The sequence below is a fragment of the Pseudoalteromonas sp. HL-AS2 genome (genome assembly GCF_031198805.1).
In the GTDB taxonomy this organism is placed as follows: domain Bacteria; phylum Pseudomonadota; class Gammaproteobacteria; order Enterobacterales; family Alteromonadaceae; genus Pseudoalteromonas; species Pseudoalteromonas nigrifaciens.
Window position 1 is genome coordinate 3,155,714 of sequence record NZ_CP133571.1, and the last position, 18,691, is coordinate 3,174,404.

Below are 18,691 nucleotides of genomic sequence, written 5' to 3' on the forward strand. Positions count from 1 at the left end.
TAAACCGCCGCGCTTAACTGTGAAATTTAATAGCTAACTTTATTAGCATTTATTGTTGTCGTGCTTGAGCATAACACCTGTATTGCCTACAATAGCGCACTATCTATTCAATGCAGATCACAATTATGACTGATACAAATAAACCAGAGTTACCAGACCAACTTTCGATTAATCCACGCAGCAAGTTTTATGTAGAAGAAGTATTCGAACATGAAATTGGTGTAACTCTGAACGGCAAAGAGCGTTTTGACGTTGAAGAATACTGCATCAGCGAAAGCTGGATCAAAGTTGCCGCACCTAAAGCGCTAGATCGTCGTGGCCAACCATTACTTATAAAAGTAAAAGGTACTGTAGACGTATTTTATAAATAAAATACTGATGCAGCACAAAGAAGCCGACGTAACGTCGGCTTTTTAGATCAATGTTTACTCTAATTACTTAACTTGAACTCCGGTTACTTAGATTTACCTCGCCAACCAGCCCAAACATCGTCTTCAAGATCTGCTTTTTTGTTCTTTTTCTTGCCCGTGCCTTCGGGTTTTGCCATTGGCTTTTCGTTTTTAAGCGCCTGTGCGGCATCAACATTCGCTTGGTTCACTGCAAAGCCTGCCACTTGCTCGCGCTCAAGACGTAGTTTGTTTTTCTTCTCAATTATTTTAAAGTGATGTAAATCTTCATAATCAACTAATGAAAGCGCTAAACCCACTTCACCTGCACGGCCGCTGCGGCCAATACGGTGCATATAATCAGCAGGGCTGCGTGGTAGATTAAAGTTAATAACCACTGGCAGCTTTTCAATATCTAAACCACGTGCTGCAATATCAGTTGCTATTAGCACTTCAATTTCGCCTGCTTTAAACTTTTCTATTACGCGGGTACGTTCACTTTGGCCTTTATCGCCATGAAAAACTTGTGCATTAACACCGCGCTTTTCAAGCTTTTGCGCTAAGTGTTCACAATCTTTTTTAGCATTAACAAAAATCAGTGCTTGGCGCCATTTATGGGTTTTAATTAAATGCGCTAAAACAGTGGTTTTCTCGCCTTTATTAACGCTAAATACACGCTGTACTAAAGTGCTTTCGTCTTTGCTTTGAACTTGTATTTCAACAGGGTCGTTTAATAAATCTTGTGTTAATAGCTTAACTTGCTCTGGGAAAGTTGCTGAAAATAACATAGTTTGTTTTTTAGCAGGCATTAACGCTAATAACTCAGCAAGCTCTTCGGTAAAGCCAAGGCTTAGCATACGGTCGGCTTCATCAAGCACGAGTGTATTTAGTTTATCGAGCTTAATAGCATTGCTTGAGATTAAATCGAGTAAGCGCCCTGGTGTTGCCACTATAATATCAGCGCCACCACGAAGTGCCTGCATTTGTGTATTAACCGATACACCACCAAACACAGCAATCGTTTTAATTGCGCCATTAAAGTTAGCAGAATACGATTTAACGCTATCGGCTACTTGAGTAGCAAGCTCACGAGTAGGTACTAAAATAAGCCCCGTTACAAAGTTACCTTTGCTGGCTGCGCTTTTACTACCTTGTTCAAGGAACATTTTTTGTAGCATTGGCAGCGCAAACGTTGCTGTTTTACCTGAGCCTGTATTTGCCCCAGCAATTAAGTCACTGCCTGCAAGCACACTAGGTATAGCCTTAGCTTGAATTGGAGTAGGTTGGGTATATTCCAAGTCGGTTAAACGAGCTAATAGCTCTGGAATAAGGCCAAGTTCGTTAAAAGTGCTAGGGCTTGTGGCTGAGGTCATAAAGGTGTGGGCTCATTACTAAAAATTAGCCTGCAATTTTAGCGTATTTAACGCTTATTAAGTAGGGGTTAGTGATTTAAATCGCATTTAGTTACTGGCAAAAAAAAGACGCTTTCGCGTCTTTTTTATTGTCGCAAGACAATAAAGTTTAAAACTTTTCTCATTCAAAACTCTTATTAAGCAGTTTGGATTAACGTAAATTATGACATTAAAGATTGAAACTTATTGAACTATTTAAACTGAAATCTATAAATTGAAGACAATAAAGATTGAAACTTACTGACTAATTTACTCAAAGTAAAGTAATCACTGAACTCAATTTCATAACCCACTTCGTTGATCACAATCATGCGATGTATCAAATAAATCACTAATAGGAACATTAAGTGCTATCGACAATTTAAGAACTTCAATATCAGTCACCCTTCTAACATTAGCCTCAACTTTAGCTAAAGTGCTTCGGCTAATTTGCCAATCATTAAGATTACACTTAGCCACTAGTTGTTCTTGGGTCCAGCCAAGCTTCTCCCGTATTACTCTCACGTTCTTACCAATAATATTCATGAACTAGCCTGCTCCGATAGCGGAGCTTGATTGTCACAAATAAAAGGCCTAGAATTGCTCCGCTTTCGGAGCAATTGGTTCTTTGATTAACGTAGCTTGGAATTTCTTTTGAAAATAGACAATTTGGTAGTTCAAATAATTAAAGCTCCCAACTTTAATAACTTTACAACAAGTGATGTAAGATCTGCTTATATCGCTATCAGTAAAGATCCTTTTTTAGACCCTGTAATAATTCGACGGAAGTTGTACGCTGAGCTTCTAAAGCTTGTTAATAAAGGGTGGTTAAGGAAGAGATCATCTAGTAATAAAAAAGGCACCCGCTTTGTTAAAACTGAGCTATTTGATGTTCAAAAACTAATAGAGTACATCGCTGATAGCTCTCAGCAAGTAACTCTTTGTAATGACATTAAACAATCTTTAACGACTAAATTAAATCATTATAAAGCCGAGTTATTGTTAAACCTCGGAGAAACGGAAGCTTATAAGGAACTCTATGATGAATTCCCAGAATTAGTCACTGAAATTCAATATAAGTACAACGAAGCTAGAGATAATAACACTAAAACTTTAGGAAAAATTAAAGCCATAGAAAGCTTAATTAACCAAGAGAAACAGCAAAGCACATGAAGTTAAGAGTTTGGCAATCTGAATGTATAAACCTGGCACTCAATAAGTACCTAGATGGGCAAAAACATTTTTTAGCTTTGGCTACCCCAGGAGCGGGGAAAACCATTATGGCCTCTGAGTTAGCAAACCAGATGTTAGTGAGCAAACATATTGATTTAGTTATATGTTTTTCTCCAGCATCTATCGTCGCAAATGATTTTTGTGACAGCCTACAATTAATAACCAAAGAGCGTTTTGACGGGCTTTTGGGCGCTAAAGGGCGCTCACTTACTTATCAAAGCTTGCAACACTTAGATAAAACCTTTTGGCAATTATTTACTCGCTTTCGTGTGTTTGTTATTTTTGATGAAATTCATCATTGTGCAGGCTCAAACATCGAAAATGCTAACGCTTGGGGTGAAAAAATAATACGAAACATTAAAGACAAAGCTACTTATACATTGGCGCTAACAGGAACTCCTTGGCGGTCTGACACTGCGCCAATTGTTCTTTCAAACTACTTATATCCTAGCAATAAAATTTCTTGTGATTATATCTACGGCCTTACTGAGGCGATTAAAGACGGTGTTTGCAGATTACCTCAAATTGTCGCCGTTGATAATAACAACATTTCTATTGTTGAAGGTGAGGAAACTAAAACATTTAATAGCTTCAAAAGCTTATTATCTGAATCTGCAGTGCCCTACCAAAGCGTCATAGAAAATGAAGCGGTTATTAAATACATACTTTCATCGGCACAAAAAAAATTAAACAATATTCGTTTATCCTCTCCTAGCGCTGCCGGTTTAATTGTTGCCAGCTCAGTTGAACATGCAAAAAACATCGCAAACATACTCAAAACGCACCTTAACGATGAATTTGCTGTTGTTACTTATCGGGAAAGTGAACCCACTGAAATTATTCAACGATTCAGACACAGCTCCTGCAAATGGATTGTTTCGGTAGGTATGATCAGCGAAGGTACAAACATTCCAAGACTTCAAGTATGCTGCCATTTAACAAATATAAAAACAGAAATGCACTTTAGACAAATTTTAGGTCGAATTCTTAGAATTACTCCCTCTAAAAGTCAAAATGCTATTATGTATATGCCTGCACAGCCGAAGCTCTTAGAATACGCTTATCGCGTTAAGCAAGATATCCCTTTTGAGGCGGATGTTGTTAAGTTTGATAAGATGAAACCACCTGTTGAAAATGATGTAACAGTAATTACTTCAGATGCAGTTATTTTAGGTGAAAAAAAAGCTAAACATCTAAAACCTGAAATTCACATAACCGACCCAGAAACTCATGATGGAGTACTTGTTAGCCCATATCTTACAGACCAAAATGAACCACATTTTTTAACCCGCTCTTACGAACAAATCGTTAATATTTTTGGGCGTTTTAAACAAGAAGCTATTTCGCTAAGCTTAAATGAATTAAAGTAAGTATATACCATATCCATTATTCAAGTTCTGACAAAAAATATTGAATAATGTAAAGGTTTTGAGGTGATTGCTTCACCTCACGTATAACCCTTTACTATTCACAATTGACAATTACCCCCCCAGCCATGCTTATAATCAGTCAAGTAGAATAGCCTTTTGCATCAGCATTTGATTGTTCTGATAAAATGGCACATCTGTATTACCCAATACCGTTGCTGGAATATTCGCCAATTCGGTTAAGTTATCCATAGGCACTACAACTGACTTGGCTCCGTTTTCAGACAGCATTGTTATCTTGTCTGCAAAGTTAATGGACCTTTCAATTGCACCGCCAACGGATATATTGCCCAACACTGCAAGGCCTGCCTTAAGGTTCTTCTTGTAAAGTGCAGACACGATGGCGATATAAACCGCTGAGCCAATTCCTGTTGATATCGAAGCGCCAAGCATGTTGCTCACTTGAATCGTGATATCGAAATTCTTAAGTGAATGCTGTTCACTGAGAATTGTTTTCTCATTGGCCTTAATATACTGGAAAGTATTCTTGATATTTTCCTTCACACTAGTATTACTTACACCAGAAATATTGAGCTTACCTGAACCAGAGGTAATCACCGCTTCAATACGTACTAGCGCGACATTATCCCCGTCGCTAGTGCTGGTATAACAAACACCTGGTGGTAAAGGTGTGTTTTCTATCAGGTGAGAGCCTTTCTCCTCTGGTAATCCAACAAAATGTTCTTCCTGAGTATCTTTATCAATGTAAGAGAAATTGGTATCCCAGAATTCCATACCACCAATGCGCTTGAGCTGCTCTTTAACACGGCGTCTCATTTCAAGAGCAATCTCTAAGTATTCACGTATATCTTCTTTGGTATATTCGCCGTCAGGGTGAAGTAGCTTAATAAGGCCTGAAACAGTTTTTTTAACCGGTTTGGTATCACGCTGTTTTAAATGTGACCCCAAAGAGAAAAAGTTCTCTAAAGCGTCAGTATAAGTCACTCGTCGAAATGACTTTAATGTTTCTGAGAAGTAATCGGTACTGAAACCAAAGCTTGAGGTGAAATGCTGTGGGGCAAACTTAATCATCTCCCAACCAGGTAGGTAAAAATGAATACGGTCTAGAAAAGCAGTATCGTTATTCACTTCATCTGATAAAGGGCTGAACAAGTGAGAGGTCTGCAACACAGTTTCTACTGGTTGGTTGATATTCCCGTTGAGGATGATCGATGCGACACCGGTAATTTCCCCTCCAGCGCCTGCGCGAGAAAACGAACCCGATTCCATATAATCTTTCATTAACGGTACAGCTTCACGATCCTTAAAGATCTTATCTGTCGCTTCATCAAAGCAGATAGCATCCCATTGACCAACTGCACCGACTTTGCCCGTTGAACCGTGAACGAAGAGCTTGGCAACTGTACCTTGCCCTCCAGAGATTAACACGGCGTAGGGAGTTAACTCTTTGTAAACAAATGACTTGCCGGTAGAGCGCGGTCCGAGTTCGATAAAGTTGAAATTACTTTCGACCATTGGTAACAAGCGCGCTAATAACAACATCTTGATACGGTCGCTTACGCCTTCAGCACTGGGTTCATAACCACAACTTCTAAGCAAAATATCCAGCCACTCACTCTTGCTGAATTCTTTACGCTTGTTGATTATTTTGCTGTTATCAAACGATGAAAGCTGAATAGGTTTAATGTTGGTTACCACAAAAGGGTAAATGTGCTGACCAATTTTGATGTCGGGGTCATACTCCACATCAATAATAGCCCAAATACCCCCCATCAGCATTTTCTCATGCTCTTTCACTAAGCCATCACGGATATTGCCGTTAATGATATTGCTATTTTGCAGCTTGGCCCAGTAAATATCCTTCTTAGAATCCAGCTCTACTGAAATCTTATCAATGATTTTATAACGGCCTTTTTCACGAATTTTCGAGTGAATCAGTGAGCTCTCTTCAGGGTTTACATAGTGTTCGCTAAGAATCTTCTTAACGTTTTCCATCCCTTTGCGAATCTTTTCTTCGTCATCGGTAGAACAAGAATTAGCGATTAAATATTCCAATACAAAAACGGGAACGTTGGCACCAACTTTTACAGACCGCACAAGATCCTTTCTTACAACGTAGCCTCTGAAATGCTCCAGCAGCTTATTATCCAACTCATTCAATTCGGCCATTGCCTGTTCCTCTCAAGAATTCTTTAAAATAACCGAGCTTTAAAATAGTCCGCCAAGATCTCGGTCATTGTTCTTTTTAATCTTTACTCTGTCGAGTTGCTGTTTGGTTATTGCATCCACTAGCTGCACTTCGATTTCATCATGGCCGTCGAATGTGTACTCTTTAATGACTTCACTATTACTCTGCACTGCAATTACATCACTCTTGTTTATTTGAGCTTTGTTAGCAAAAAACAGCAGCATCACTTTGCGGTCCAGCGTAAACATATTTCCTTCACCGGATTCAGCTTGGAGTTTTAGCTGATACAGCTCGCCAGTTACGCTAGCTAAGCAATGTTTGTTGGCAATGGATACTGGTAACTCCCCCATAACATCACTTTTTTGTTCCCAGCAAAAATAAGGCGTAACCAGTTCCTGTGGTGCTAAACCGCCATGGGCAAAACCATAGGTGCCAGGTGTTTTAAACGGGTTCATGTTTCTAGCAAAGTACAGGTAGTTATAGTCTTTATAAGCCTTTGCAACCTCTATAAACTTAGGAGTAAAGTTTTCTTGCTTATCGGCAGTCCAAATAAAGCGTTCGTCTATATAGTTCACGCCAGAGGGCTTGTCTGTAATTTTATCAGCCTCACTTAACAAGCCTGTTAATACGAAGCCATGATCGGTGATTAGATACACTTTTGCATAACCGATTTTGAGCAATTGATTAATCTTTTCAGCAAAAAAATCAATCGACTCAGGGAAGTATTTAAGTGCCTTATGATTGAGCTTGTCGCCCATGTCATCGATATCTTTATAGGTACAAATAAGCACTTGTCCAGTAAGGGCTTCATCACTTACTTCATCTAAGCGAATGTAATCGATAATGGTGCCTGGGTTTTGTGAAGTGAAATACCTTTCTCGTTTGTTTTGAACTGCCTCAACCACACCATTAGCCATGTAAATATGGCTCATGTTGTTTTCAGTTTCAGAGGGGCAATCGGCGAGAATGTGTTTGCGTGTCAATTCGCTATGACTGCCTAGTTGTTTCACCTTGATGGCTACTTGCTCTGCAATCTCATAGGCTACGCCATCGCCTACAATCACGGCTATTTTGCTATTGGCATTTTTGATATCACGGTCAATGATAGATTGTAAGATACCTGTCTGATCTTCTTGATACTGATCAAAATACTGAAACCACTTATCTAAAAACAGCGCAACGTATTCTTTATACAGTTCTTGGAATGGCTCTAAGGCATCACGCTGCTGCATAAATTCGGTATACAGATTGCGTATGGCGGTATCGAGCGGGCAGAAGTGCTTTTTGTAAAACTCAACACATTCAGCAAAGCTGCTTAAATAGGACATATCCTTCGGATCAAAGTCGAGCAAAGTAATAATGTCGTTCCAAAACACAATGCCCAGCGCTTGTGCCTGTTTGCTTTGATGGCGTTGTTTCAGCCTAGCAACTAGTTGTGCTGACTCTACTTTAGCCAAAGATTTATTAGCCAGTTTATTGCCTAATTCCTTTAACCAAGCTTCATCCACCGGCCTAAATGGGTGGTCGGGATTGATCTGCCAGATAGCACTGCTGTTAATAAACGCTGAATCCAACTTATGTTTGGCGAGGTATGAGCCAAATGAATTGCGATAACTCACCGAATCAAGCCAACTGTTGTAAACCGATAACAACGTTTTATCACAGTCATTATCCGCCAAGCCCTTTAACATCGCAGATACAACTTCAGACGCCAGGGTAGATGCAGGTTTATCGATATATTCTTGGCCTAGCAGCTCATTAACCTTGCGGTAAAAGGTTTCACGCAGCTGTGAATCGTATTTTTCAGTGACATAGTTTTCGGGGTCATGAACAAAGGGCAGCAGTTCCTTGTCTAAATCAAAGATTTCAGAGGCCCCTTTGTGGCTTAAGTCCATCCAGTAGGTACGGTCTTTACCCACACTCACTTTTGCAGCAGCGATCAACTCGTCTTTCGGCAAGTTAATATTTAAGTTTAAGGTCCGGTGAACTTTATCTTTGATGTAGTTCTGCAAATAACGAATTTCGATGCAACCATTGGTCTCACAGTACTCACGTGCAAAGGTTAGGTCTTCTTTGCTGATTTGCGTATAGATAACGTACTTGTGCTCAGATTTAGGATGCTCTTGCAGGGCTTTTTCAATGCGATATTTCGCTTCCAGCTCGTCGAGTTCGCCATTGGTGAGGTACACCTCACAGTGTCCTTTCAGGCCCTTTATTAGAAACTCCGCCTCGCCGCTTTCATCAATAAACACGGCTACAGGGTGCTGTTCCAAGATGCGCGCTAAATCCTCTTTAAACCAAGTATCAATCATAGTCGGGCATCCTTACCAATCCGCGTTCAAGTATTTTTTTAGCTGGCCTGCATTCAATACGTCATAAGCCAGCATTTTCTTTTTCTGTAAAGGCGCAATATTTTTGCCTACACCATCATCAAGAATCGGGTTGTAACCTTCAGCCAATAGTTCGTCGATTTTCTTTTTAAAGGCGTCGATTTCTTTCAATTGCTTAAAGATACGATCTTTCTCGTTTTGCGCTTCCGCGCTTTCATTGCCAGCAATATCACTCTGGCGGTTTTGCAAAGCGCGTTCACGGTTTTCGATATAAACAGAACGCAATCGCAGCAAGTTATCGCGACTCCATTTGTAGATGATGATATAGCAATCGAAGCCTTGCTCTGGGCCACTGGTTAAATGCCAGATAAATGGGGTTTTTGGTAGGTTCGGGAACATATTCAAGTGATTGGATAGTTCCGCAAAAAAACTTCTGTTCAGGTATTCATGTATGGGACGACCAATTACCGTGTCAAAGCTCGAATATTGAGCAGAACTAAAGCCTTTTTCTAAAAATTTTTCTTCGATGCGATCAAGCAGGACTTTCTCTCCAGCATTAGGCACCAGCGGAATGATTCCATCTTCATCTTCAGTTAGAATTTCGCGTATCATGTTTGCAAGAAACTCCATAGCCAGCTTACGCATCCGCTGAAGAGGAATTTTATTGCTCTGCTTAAACCAATAACAAACATTTATTGGGTTGATCTGATGTCGAATACAAAACGCTTCCAGATCGTTATTGTCCTGGTAAAGGTTTAAGAATTCGCTTTCAACCAACTCTCGCTCTTCGTCAGAAAACTCTCTGGTTTGAAGTGACCATACAAAATCTCGAATCGCATCCATAGGAAACTCTATGGTAGCCTCTTCCGCCAGATAGGCATCTCTCGCTTCGTTCGAAACAGGAAGACCTCCTATACTTTGACCTTCTTTTGCCAGCACCATAAGTTTGTCGTGCTCTGTTAGATTATAAACCTGAAAGATCAACTCATTCATGATAGCTTCGTTGATTAGAACCTGTGCTAACAAGTGATTTTCATAGATTAGATAGGAAAATATTGATTTTTTATAATCTAAGTCTCTTGCGTAAATATCGAATGGACTAGCTTTAAATAAATACTCAACCAGCGAATATTTTTGTAGATGCTTCTTAATATTGATGCTGTCAGTTGACAGCTTCTCTATCTTATTTTTATTTTTTTCCGCATAAGGTATGCGCTTTATATCGCCAACTTGCGTTTCTACTGTCCCATTTAAACAGTTAGCAATGTATGAGCTAAGTTTCGAATTTAATAAAGCAAGAGCATATTCTGTTTTAGTTGAGTCGGAGAAAATAATTGAAGAACCTTTCATATCAAAGAGACAATGCTCTTCTAAAAGCCTGAAAGAAACCCCTTTGGTTGATGTAGCAGAATATGTAATTCCTTTTTTAAAAGATTTACTTGGCAGTAAAAGATTATAGTTTTTGCTCTTCTTTATTTCCTGTCCGTCATTTTTATAATTAACACACAACCAAATATTACCAAACCATTTATTGAAGTCGCCACCTTTTGAGTATGGTACCCATGTTTTCTTGTCTTCCAAATAGGCAACTGAAATATCAGACGGGTCAACTTCCCACCAGAATCTTAACAATCTATCGTTATCACCAGTTTTTACCCCTGAAACAACCATCGCTGTATCATCGAAGCTACTATGCTCAAACTTTCCCCTAAACTCATCAGAAATCCAATAGATAAACGGCCATGATTTGATAATTTTTAGTTTAGATTGCGGGATGGTGTAATTATTTTGGTAAGCTACACCATCGATCAAATTATCATATGCCTCAACAAAAGCGTTATAACGTTTGCCTTCATAAATGTGGTTCAACTTGATAAAGGTTGAGTCTTTCTCTTGTTTATTTTTATCAAGGACATACATCGCGGCATCAACTCGAGCTGACTGATGAAACATTCCCAAATAGCCCCACTCCACGAATAGATCGATGCTCGTTTTCTCAATCATATATTTTCGGACATCTTCGAATGTCTTGATATACATAAATGTTGGCGGATGAACCATGGCTACCTTGCCATCCTTTCCTGTAAGTTCGTAACAACGCTTGATAAATGTGGCGTACAAGTTGGTGTTGAATTTGTATGGTTTTTTATAGTTGTCTTCGATGAATTCTTTTAGGTCTGGCCCAAAGTCCGCACTATCAGTGTACGGCGGATTAGCAGTCGCCAGATCATATTCAGTGGTTAACAGCTCTAAGAATGTAATCGCATCTCGCGTTTTTCCGCTTAAGAAAGTATTGCGTTCTGTTCGAGCATACTGCTCCACCGCTGCAAACAAGTTTGCAAAGAAGTTTTCTGCGAATTCTTGGTGCTCGGCATAATCTGCCGCTGCAAAGAGATCCCCTTCAACAATTTTCCTTTTTAACTTTTGTGTCGAATCAAACGTTTCACCAAGCGCACGTTCTTTTACTTGAGATAGCTGTTCTTTTAACTCTTTATCAATATGAATCAGCGAGCCAAACTTATAGGCTTGCATTAGATCAGACCATACTTTCTCAATAAACTCTTGCTGGTGAGCCGAAACCAAATTGCCTTTTTCGAAGATATGCTTCACTTCTGCATACTCAGGCAGATAGAAATCGGACGATACCACCTTGAAATGCAGCTCGCCGACTGTACGGCGCTTTTTCTTGGCTTTGATAAATAAGCCAAGCTGTGCTAACTGGATAGCACGATCGTCTAAGTCTATGCCATGCAGGTTATTTTCAATGATGAGTTTAGGGATGTCTTTTTCATCATAGTCTGCACCATAGTTTTCAATTTGGTCGAGATAAAGCTTGTAATAGAAGTCAAAGGCATACAACAAAAAGTTACCCGATCCGCAAGCTGGATCAATAGTGCGCACTTCATGTAAAGGCTTAGGTGATCGTATTTGTGTTGTTGGTGCATTGGCAATTTTAAAGCGCTGTTTTATCTCAGAGTGCGGGTACATCTCGAGGTATATTTTACCCAGAGAGTTTTCGACCAAGAATTGTACCACCCAGCGCGGCGTATACACCTGTGATTGCAGTGATACCTTGTTGTATTCGGTTTTTGCTTTGTTATTTTTTTGCTCGTCTTTGAACTTTGCCTTTTTCTTGTTGTTGTAGCTTTCGTACATCCAACCTAGAACATCATCACTTTGCCAGATGGTCTCTTCTGATGATTCGTTAGCTTGCGCGTCAGTATCAACCACATTAAAGGCGTCAATAATATCGTTTAAACTTATGGCATCAGGTAAAAGCGCATAAGGGTAGGCTTTGCTATATAGCGGCAACGTTTGACCAAGTTCGTCAAACGCTGATTTTAAATAATCGCGAATACCTTCCAGCTCTTCATCACGCATGTGCGGATTCATTTCTAACCAGGCTTTATGGCCAAATGAACGATCACCATGCTCCTTTTGCTTTGTTAAGATGGGCGGAAATAAGCTGGCTGCCTCCATCACCTTTATGGCGGCAAGGCGGTTGAATAACGTAAAGGTTAATTCATCCAGTAGCTTTTCTCGGGCACTTTCATAACCACCGGTTTCACCGATATGGTTCTCCAGCATCACGGCGAAGCGCTCACGCTTAGCTTTAACTTCCTCTGGTAGTTTTTCTACCTGGATGGCGTCCATTTGCTTGGTCTTACTAAAACCCAGTCTAGCAAATTGCTTATCGAAGGCGGCTTCAATCAGCTCTCTTAAATGGTCTACGTGGTCAGCTAATTTCATGGGCTTACAGTCCTTCGCTATTAATATCTATAGTTAGTTCGATTTCTTCATCGGGCTTGGCCGCAGCAAGCGCCGTTAGCTGCGTAGTCAGCAAGGTTTTATACTCTTGCACTGTCATCACCTTACTAGAAACTTTAAAAGCAACTTTGCGGGGTTGTTTCGGTGCTGGTGTTGGAACTGGAGTCTGGTCCGGTGCAGGCTCGCCTCCAGCGGGACCACGATTAGGTGTAGGCTGCGGTGTGGGTACAGGCTCGGGCTGTGGCTCTTCTGTGATAAAACTACTTTGCACGATAAGCAGCTCGCTATCTTTTAGCGGTGCTTGAGCTGTGTAATTCAAAATATCGGAGAGAGAAAAACCACTATTTGAGCAACTAATGCTGAACGCAAGTACTGGTTCACCAACTACTCGTTTTTCTGCGTAGGCTTTTAAGGCATCAAGCTTTTGCTGATTTAATCGGTTCGGCGCGACGGGGTAGTTCTTCAGTTCACGTAAAGAAGCCTCGATTTTGCCGTTCAGGATCTTGTATTCGTGACTCATACCTATAGATGCTGTCTTAACTAACTTGTAATAGGCATCTTTTACAACTTGTACTTGGTGCTCGAGATTGGCAAAGTTTTTCACCATATCCTGTTTGAATAAGCGCTCGAATTCTTCATAGGCTTCATCAATGTTATTGTCACTGCGATCAGCTTTTATCAGCTCGCTTCGAACATCGTCAATAAAGCGCTTAAATTCTTTAACTTTTGGAAAGTTCTTTTTAATGAATTTCTGAGCTTTTAATATGGCTTGAACCGCATCGCTGAACGTATCGCTGTTATTAAGTAGATACTCAACCTTTTCGATATAGTTACTCTCGGTAACTTTACCCGCGAAACCTTGCAAGTCTTGTTTTAAACCTGCCACTTTGGGGAATAGTTCTTCAAAATCTTGATCAGTATCACTCAGGTTGGTAATAGCACTGATAAAATGTTCAGCCATCAAACGAATACTGTCAGCCAAGTCAAAATCGTTTGTATTCCAATCTACCTTTTTGCCGATATGGTCCTGTGTTTCGAGTTCCATCAGTAGTTGTACTGCCTGGTTCTTCTGCACAGCGGTTAGCGTTGCAGTAATCGATTTGAACGACGCAGATTTAAACTTGGTGGTATTCGTAAAGGCATCGTGAACCGCTTTTTGCTCATGAGAAAAATAGGTGTCGCCGTTAAACTTAACCGATAGTCGACCGGCACGGAACAGTACTGCAAGAGTCGTTACTAATGTTCCGTAGCTATAGCCCCATGGCGCGCCTGATAAGTCTGTTTCTAGAGATTTACCATCCATATAGCGCGACTTTATCTTAGCGTTTATCTCTTCAACTATTTTAAGGTGATCGCCGGTAAAATTGCCGTGTCCGTCGAAGAATGCAAAATCATTAGCGGTAAATAACTTATTCAGACTTTCTTTATGTGTGCTAAAAATCTTCGAGACCAGGCTATCAGAAAGTTGACTTGATAACCGCTTGGTGTAGATGTTTTTCACCATTTTTCGCTGGTTGTCGGCAATGGTTCCCTTAAATGTATCAACGTTCAACAGATGCTCGTCGAACATGTAGATCAGGGATGCATTGTGATATGCGTCTTGAATTAGCTCTCTCAAAGTGCGTTGTTTCTCTTCTCTTATTACTTCAAATTCTCTAATGATCTGGCGCTTTAACTGGTCTTTGTCACTTTCATACTTTCCTTCCATATAGCCATAACGCATAACTTCACCGATCAATTTATCAATTTCGACAAAGCTTGAGGTATCTGGTACTAAGGTGACTTCATTTTTTTGGTACTGTGTATCTAGTTTAAGCTGTTCGATGAAATCCTGACGGTCATCGCTTATATTAAATAAGCTATACGCTGTTATTTTTAAGTTTTTGCTACCCGCTGGTGCCAACTCATCATCTTGATCAGATAACACGCTAAATTTGAACGCGTCACTGCCATCATTATAGGAAGCAACTGCACTAAAAGTTTTGTAATCCTTTAGGTGCTTAATTAACTCACGCTTTTTGCTGAATAATTCAACATCAAAATCTTTCATCTCTTCGAGCATTTTGCCTTCAAGATCAGATGTGATTTTGTAGTTGTTGTTTGAAAGTAATAGCACTTTAGCTTCTAACAGCAGTTTTAGTGCCTCCTCAATAACAGGTTTTACCGTGTAATAGTTGGTGATATCTGAAATGTAACTCTTGGTGATGTTTTCTACCGTTGGCGCTACAACTTCAGAATCTGACAAGAGGTGCATTGTCTTTAAAAGCTTCTCGCCGTCTATGCTGCTGTTATGTTCTTTTAATATTTTTCGGCTGGTATCGTACTTGTTGACCAACCCAACTGGTGGGGCAGTTTGAGCTTCATTACAGATCGCAAAACCAGGTGTGAAACTATAAAGTTCCTTGTCTCGCATTTGCTTGCGCAGTATATCAAACGTGGTAATGATCATTCCGCGAGCTGCGATTTGAGTTGCTACTAGCGCATTTGAGCTAAACAAAAACTTCTGCAATATATCGAATTGGTATTTATGGAACGGGTAGTAAATAGCAAAGTCTTCTGCTGACTCGGTTTTGGTTGGGAACGATGACTTCAGATTGGTCGCATCACTGATAAGCCCTTCGTTTTTTTGGTAGTAGTCTAACAAGTCCTGTTTTGCTTGCTCTGTTTTCTGAAGTAAGCGGCTACGAATGATGACATCTACTTCCGTAGACTCAAGGTGGATTTTGGTTTTAAATCGATCGGTAACTTTAGTTAAACTACTACGGCTTACGTTGGCGTTATTAATAACGTCGTCGAGCTTTTCTTGCGCAATCGCAATGGTCCAAACTTTATTGCTTATGCTAGACAGTGATTCACTGATGCCTTCAAGGTCTAATAATGTAAACTTCTTTTGGCTAATAGCTTCACTGGCTTCATCAAAAACAAAAACTAGGGTTTCGTCATTGTTAAACGTAAGGTATTTTTCTAATTCGACTTTAAATTTACTGGCTGAGAAATCATCTATAGCCGCACTGTATACATTTTTGGTGTCTTCATAGTCAGATTCGCTATAGCCCATTTCTGCAAACGCTTTTCGCATGACTCTGGCAACGTGGCGATTACTTTTTTTGAGTTCGTCCCAATCTTTAGACTCAAGCTTCTGCGCTATCGCTTTAAATTCTTCATACTTGCCATCGAGAAGAAGATCGAACTCCATATAGCCGTATATATCATCACGAAAACCAAGGTTCTTAAGTAGGTTGGCAAATAAAGTGAATGCTAATCCTCGCTCGGTGTTTTGCTTAGCGACATCAAGAAATACTACGCGACTGTTTATTGCGGCTAGGTTACGAATAGCATTTTCAATAAGACCCGCATCGCTAACACCCTTTAAACGCGGGATGAAACGCTCACGTGCAGGAGTGCCATTGATTATTTGATTGTCGATGATGTAACCAAGCATTTTGCCAAAGTATGACTTACCTGAGCCATAGAAGCCGGATAACCAAACTCCGGTCTCTTTGATGTTGGAAGTAAACTGGTTTGTAAAGTCATAGAGATGGCGACCAATGCCTTCGGTAACGATGTATGACTCTATTTCCTGCTGAATTTCATTATCAGAGCGGTCTTCAAGGTCAATAACATTTTTTATATCTTCCTTTAAATCTAACGTTAGTATTTCGTTAATTGTTGTCATGTTTGTATTAGTCCTTATTTCACTAACGTACAGCGGTATTTCGACGCTGGTTTAAAGTTCAAGAAGAAGATATTGTCTTCTTCGATCTTCGATGGGTAGAAGATAACAAGTGGATGTTTTAGGTTCATAACATCCCGCTGCTCCATAATATTGACATTATCAATGCCTGTTCCAAATAGACAGCCACTGCGAATGAGAACTGGGATTTTATCTTGCTCGCTGGCTTGTTTTATTGCTGAAATGATCAGGTCAAAAAGGTCAGGTTCCGGGTCTTCTGACATAAAGACTTTATGTGGCGTATTGCTAAAATCTCTGTAGTACTCTGCAAAAGCGCCCCAGCCATCGGCGTCAATAAATCTTACTAATAATTGGCTAATATCAATAAACACTACTTTATCGCCATAAATTTCGCTCGCTTTTTCAAGGTATAAATGCTCTTCATCAGGCTGATAAGAGAATAATATACTGTTGCCTCCATTCGCTTGGCGGCGCAGCTGATCTTGGTTGTCGATATTAAAATCCAGGTCAGCAAACTTTTGTTTGTGATCAGCTATATAGGGCATCGCATATATCCTTATTGCTATGTATTAATTCAATATTCAACGCTACTCCGTTGAAGCTCATATCAAAAAAGCCTTTTTTCGAAAGCTTTTTGAGTCTGTCTTGAATATCTTCTTTGGCTATAAAACTTGCTGGGAGTAGTTCGTTATCAAAAATATTTTTTGTGCTAGGTACAAATAAATTTGAAAAGTAGAGAAATAGTACCAATGCTTCAGCTGAAGGACGAATATAATTAAAAGATTTCACTCTGCCAGTTGATACAAAATCAAATTTTGTCATTAGACTTAGATACTTAGTTGCCACTCTATAAAGAGTATCTTCAGACCATGAAGGCATATCCGAGCCATCAAGCAATATTCGCTCTTTTAAATAAGCAATTATGTCATCCTGAGAAATCTGTGCTCTGCCAGAAAAATACACCTTGGTAAATACTTGGGTTGTTATCTCTCTAAATAATCTATTGTTTAAGCAAAAATGCCACAGGAACGCGAACTTTTTGTCTTGCATGGGAATGTTTTTATGAAAGACCTTGCTGACTAACTCTCTATGTTCTTCGCTAGCAAACTGAAGAATTGATTTATTGATCGCCCAGCTAACTTTAGTCCGTGTTTTAGAGGTTCTTATGTCAAATTCATTTTCATCTGTTATCTTTGAACCAGTCAAATTAGGTTCAAAGAAATAAGCGCTAATTATATTAAAAATAAGGGTATAGTCTTTCAAACCTGCAATATCTTTAATTGCAGTGTTATAATCTTGTGTGTTTATTTTTTCTAATTCATCTTTCATGTATATATCTTATTTATTATTCATAGCCAGGGCGATTGTTAAATTTCAACGCCATATAAAGGGCCTAAATTTTTCAGTGTTAACTGACTGTCACTTGTTTTTAATACTGCGTTCTTTGAACAATCAACATGCCATAGTCCAGTTCAATCGCTTCGGCGTACTTAATTCGTGGATGTGGCGTTAACTCCAGTTCTTCAAAGCGGCTCCATTGCCTGTCCTCTGTTTCGAGCTCCGTCTTACGCAAAGTTGAACCTTCAAGCACAACCGTTTCTTTATTCTGGTCAGTACAAAGTCTCGGAATTCACTATGCTTGCGGTCAAAACCACCAACGTGCCAGCGTAAGCCATTGTAACCAGCGTATGCGGCACAATTTCACGTGTTGCTTCACCGCTCGATAGCGGCACATGGTTGATAATCAAGGCTTTTCTTTTATGTATAGCCTCGGTGACTTTCGCCACTACAGTTAAACTAGGCTTGTTTAGGTAATAAGGCGCTTCACAAGCCAATGGGGGGAATACCTCGCCAGTAAAGCCGTCTCCGTACCCTGACTAATGGTCGCCCGTGTTCGAACAACGTCATAATCGAACAAGGGCTCAAACGCTTATCCACGCTTATACAACTTAAGCGTCATACTTAATATTGCCCGGTGCAAGCTCTCGATACCTGACTGCTTGTGACAACTGAGCTATCTACGAAAACCTATTAGGCTTGCCTTTGGCATTTTCTTTAGCGAGTGAACTCGCTGGCACCGTTTGTTTTAGAACATCATTTGTCATGCGTCTTGTTTATCCAATTCAACCGATGTTTAAAATAAAAGACCTACATCGCGTATTCATATTGAACGGCTTATCACTACGCAACTCTTTATCTGCAAGGACTCAGTAATACTTATTTGTTGAAGCTGGACATGAAGCTACAAAACACTTAATAGGCTTCAACGTAATTAATTTTATTAGGTATCATCCTATCACAAATTATTTTGTT

At 39.8% G+C, this 18,691-nt stretch carries 11 protein-coding genes and 1 pseudogene; 3 read left to right on the top strand and 9 right to left on the bottom strand.

What is annotated here, in order from left to right:
* The first annotated feature begins 125 nt into the window (after positions 1–125).
* Complete coding sequence (locus RB215_RS14660) at positions 126–371, top strand: DUF3297 family protein (RefSeq protein WP_172459242.1); 246 nt, start codon at positions 126–128, stop codon at positions 369–371.
* An 83-nt stretch (positions 372–454) separates the two neighbouring features.
* Here the strand turns inward: RB215_RS14660 and RB215_RS14665 are convergent, their stop codons facing one another.
* Positions 455–1,759, bottom strand: coding sequence for a DEAD/DEAH box helicase (locus RB215_RS14665; protein ID WP_089368909.1), 1,305 nt, complete (start codon positions 1,757–1,759; stop codon positions 455–457).
* 321 nt (positions 1,760–2,080) lie between these two features.
* Positions 2,081–2,323: a helix-turn-helix transcriptional regulator gene (locus RB215_RS14670; RefSeq protein WP_257474721.1), complete on the bottom strand. Its 243-nt coding sequence runs from the start codon at positions 2,321–2,323 to the stop codon at positions 2,081–2,083.
* A 108-nt stretch (positions 2,324–2,431) separates the two neighbouring features.
* On the opposite strand from RB215_RS14670, the gene RB215_RS14675 reads away from it, so the two are divergent.
* Entirely contained in the window at positions 2,432–2,950 is a 519-nt protein-coding gene (locus tag RB215_RS14675) for a hypothetical protein (protein ID WP_219240524.1), read from the top strand.
* On the top strand, positions 2,947–4,380 hold the full coding sequence (locus tag RB215_RS14680) for a DEAD/DEAH box helicase family protein (RefSeq protein WP_309216626.1): 1,434 nt from the start codon (positions 2,947–2,949) through the stop codon (positions 4,378–4,380). The genes RB215_RS14675 and RB215_RS14680 overlap by 4 nt, the downstream gene beginning before the upstream one ends.
* A gap of 135 nt (positions 4,381–4,515) precedes the next feature.
* Here the strand turns inward: RB215_RS14680 and brxL are convergent, their stop codons facing one another.
* From brxL to RB215_RS14715, 7 genes and pseudogenes are all read right to left on the bottom strand, one after another.
* Entirely contained in the window at positions 4,516–6,567 is a 2,052-nt protein-coding gene (gene brxL / locus RB215_RS14685) for a protease Lon-related BREX system protein BrxL (RefSeq protein ID WP_309216627.1), read from the bottom strand.
* A gap of 39 nt (positions 6,568–6,606) precedes the next feature.
* Positions 6,607–8,898 carry a PglZ domain-containing protein gene (locus tag RB215_RS14690; RefSeq protein WP_309216628.1) on the bottom strand — a complete coding sequence of 764 codons (2,292 nt, stop codon included), beginning with the start codon at positions 8,896–8,898 and terminating at the stop codon, positions 6,607–6,609.
* A 12-nt stretch (positions 8,899–8,910) separates the two neighbouring features.
* The gene (gene pglX, locus RB215_RS14695) at positions 8,911–12,666 is read right to left on the bottom strand and encodes a BREX-1 system adenine-specific DNA-methyltransferase PglX (protein ID WP_309216630.1); all 3,756 of its coding nucleotides are present in this window, start codon (positions 12,664–12,666) and stop codon (positions 8,911–8,913) included.
* Between the two features lie 4 nt (positions 12,667–12,670).
* Positions 12,671–16,360 carry a BREX system P-loop protein BrxC gene (brxC, locus tag RB215_RS14700; RefSeq protein WP_309216631.1) on the bottom strand — a complete coding sequence of 1,230 codons (3,690 nt, stop codon included), beginning with the start codon at positions 16,358–16,360 and terminating at the stop codon, positions 12,671–12,673.
* Positions 16,361–16,374: 14 nt separating this feature from the next.
* Positions 16,375–16,923, bottom strand: coding sequence for a hypothetical protein (locus tag RB215_RS14705; RefSeq protein WP_309216632.1), 549 nt, complete (start codon positions 16,921–16,923; stop codon positions 16,375–16,377).
* Positions 16,907–17,707 carry a BrxA family protein gene (locus tag RB215_RS14710; protein WP_309216633.1) on the bottom strand — a complete coding sequence of 267 codons (801 nt, stop codon included), beginning with the start codon at positions 17,705–17,707 and terminating at the stop codon, positions 16,907–16,909. The genes RB215_RS14705 and RB215_RS14710 overlap by 17 nt, the downstream gene beginning before the upstream one ends.
* A gap of 16 nt (positions 17,708–17,723) precedes the next feature.
* Positions 17,724–18,483, bottom strand: a pseudogene (locus tag RB215_RS14715) (WYL domain-containing protein).
* Positions 18,484–18,691: the final 208 nt, after the last annotated feature.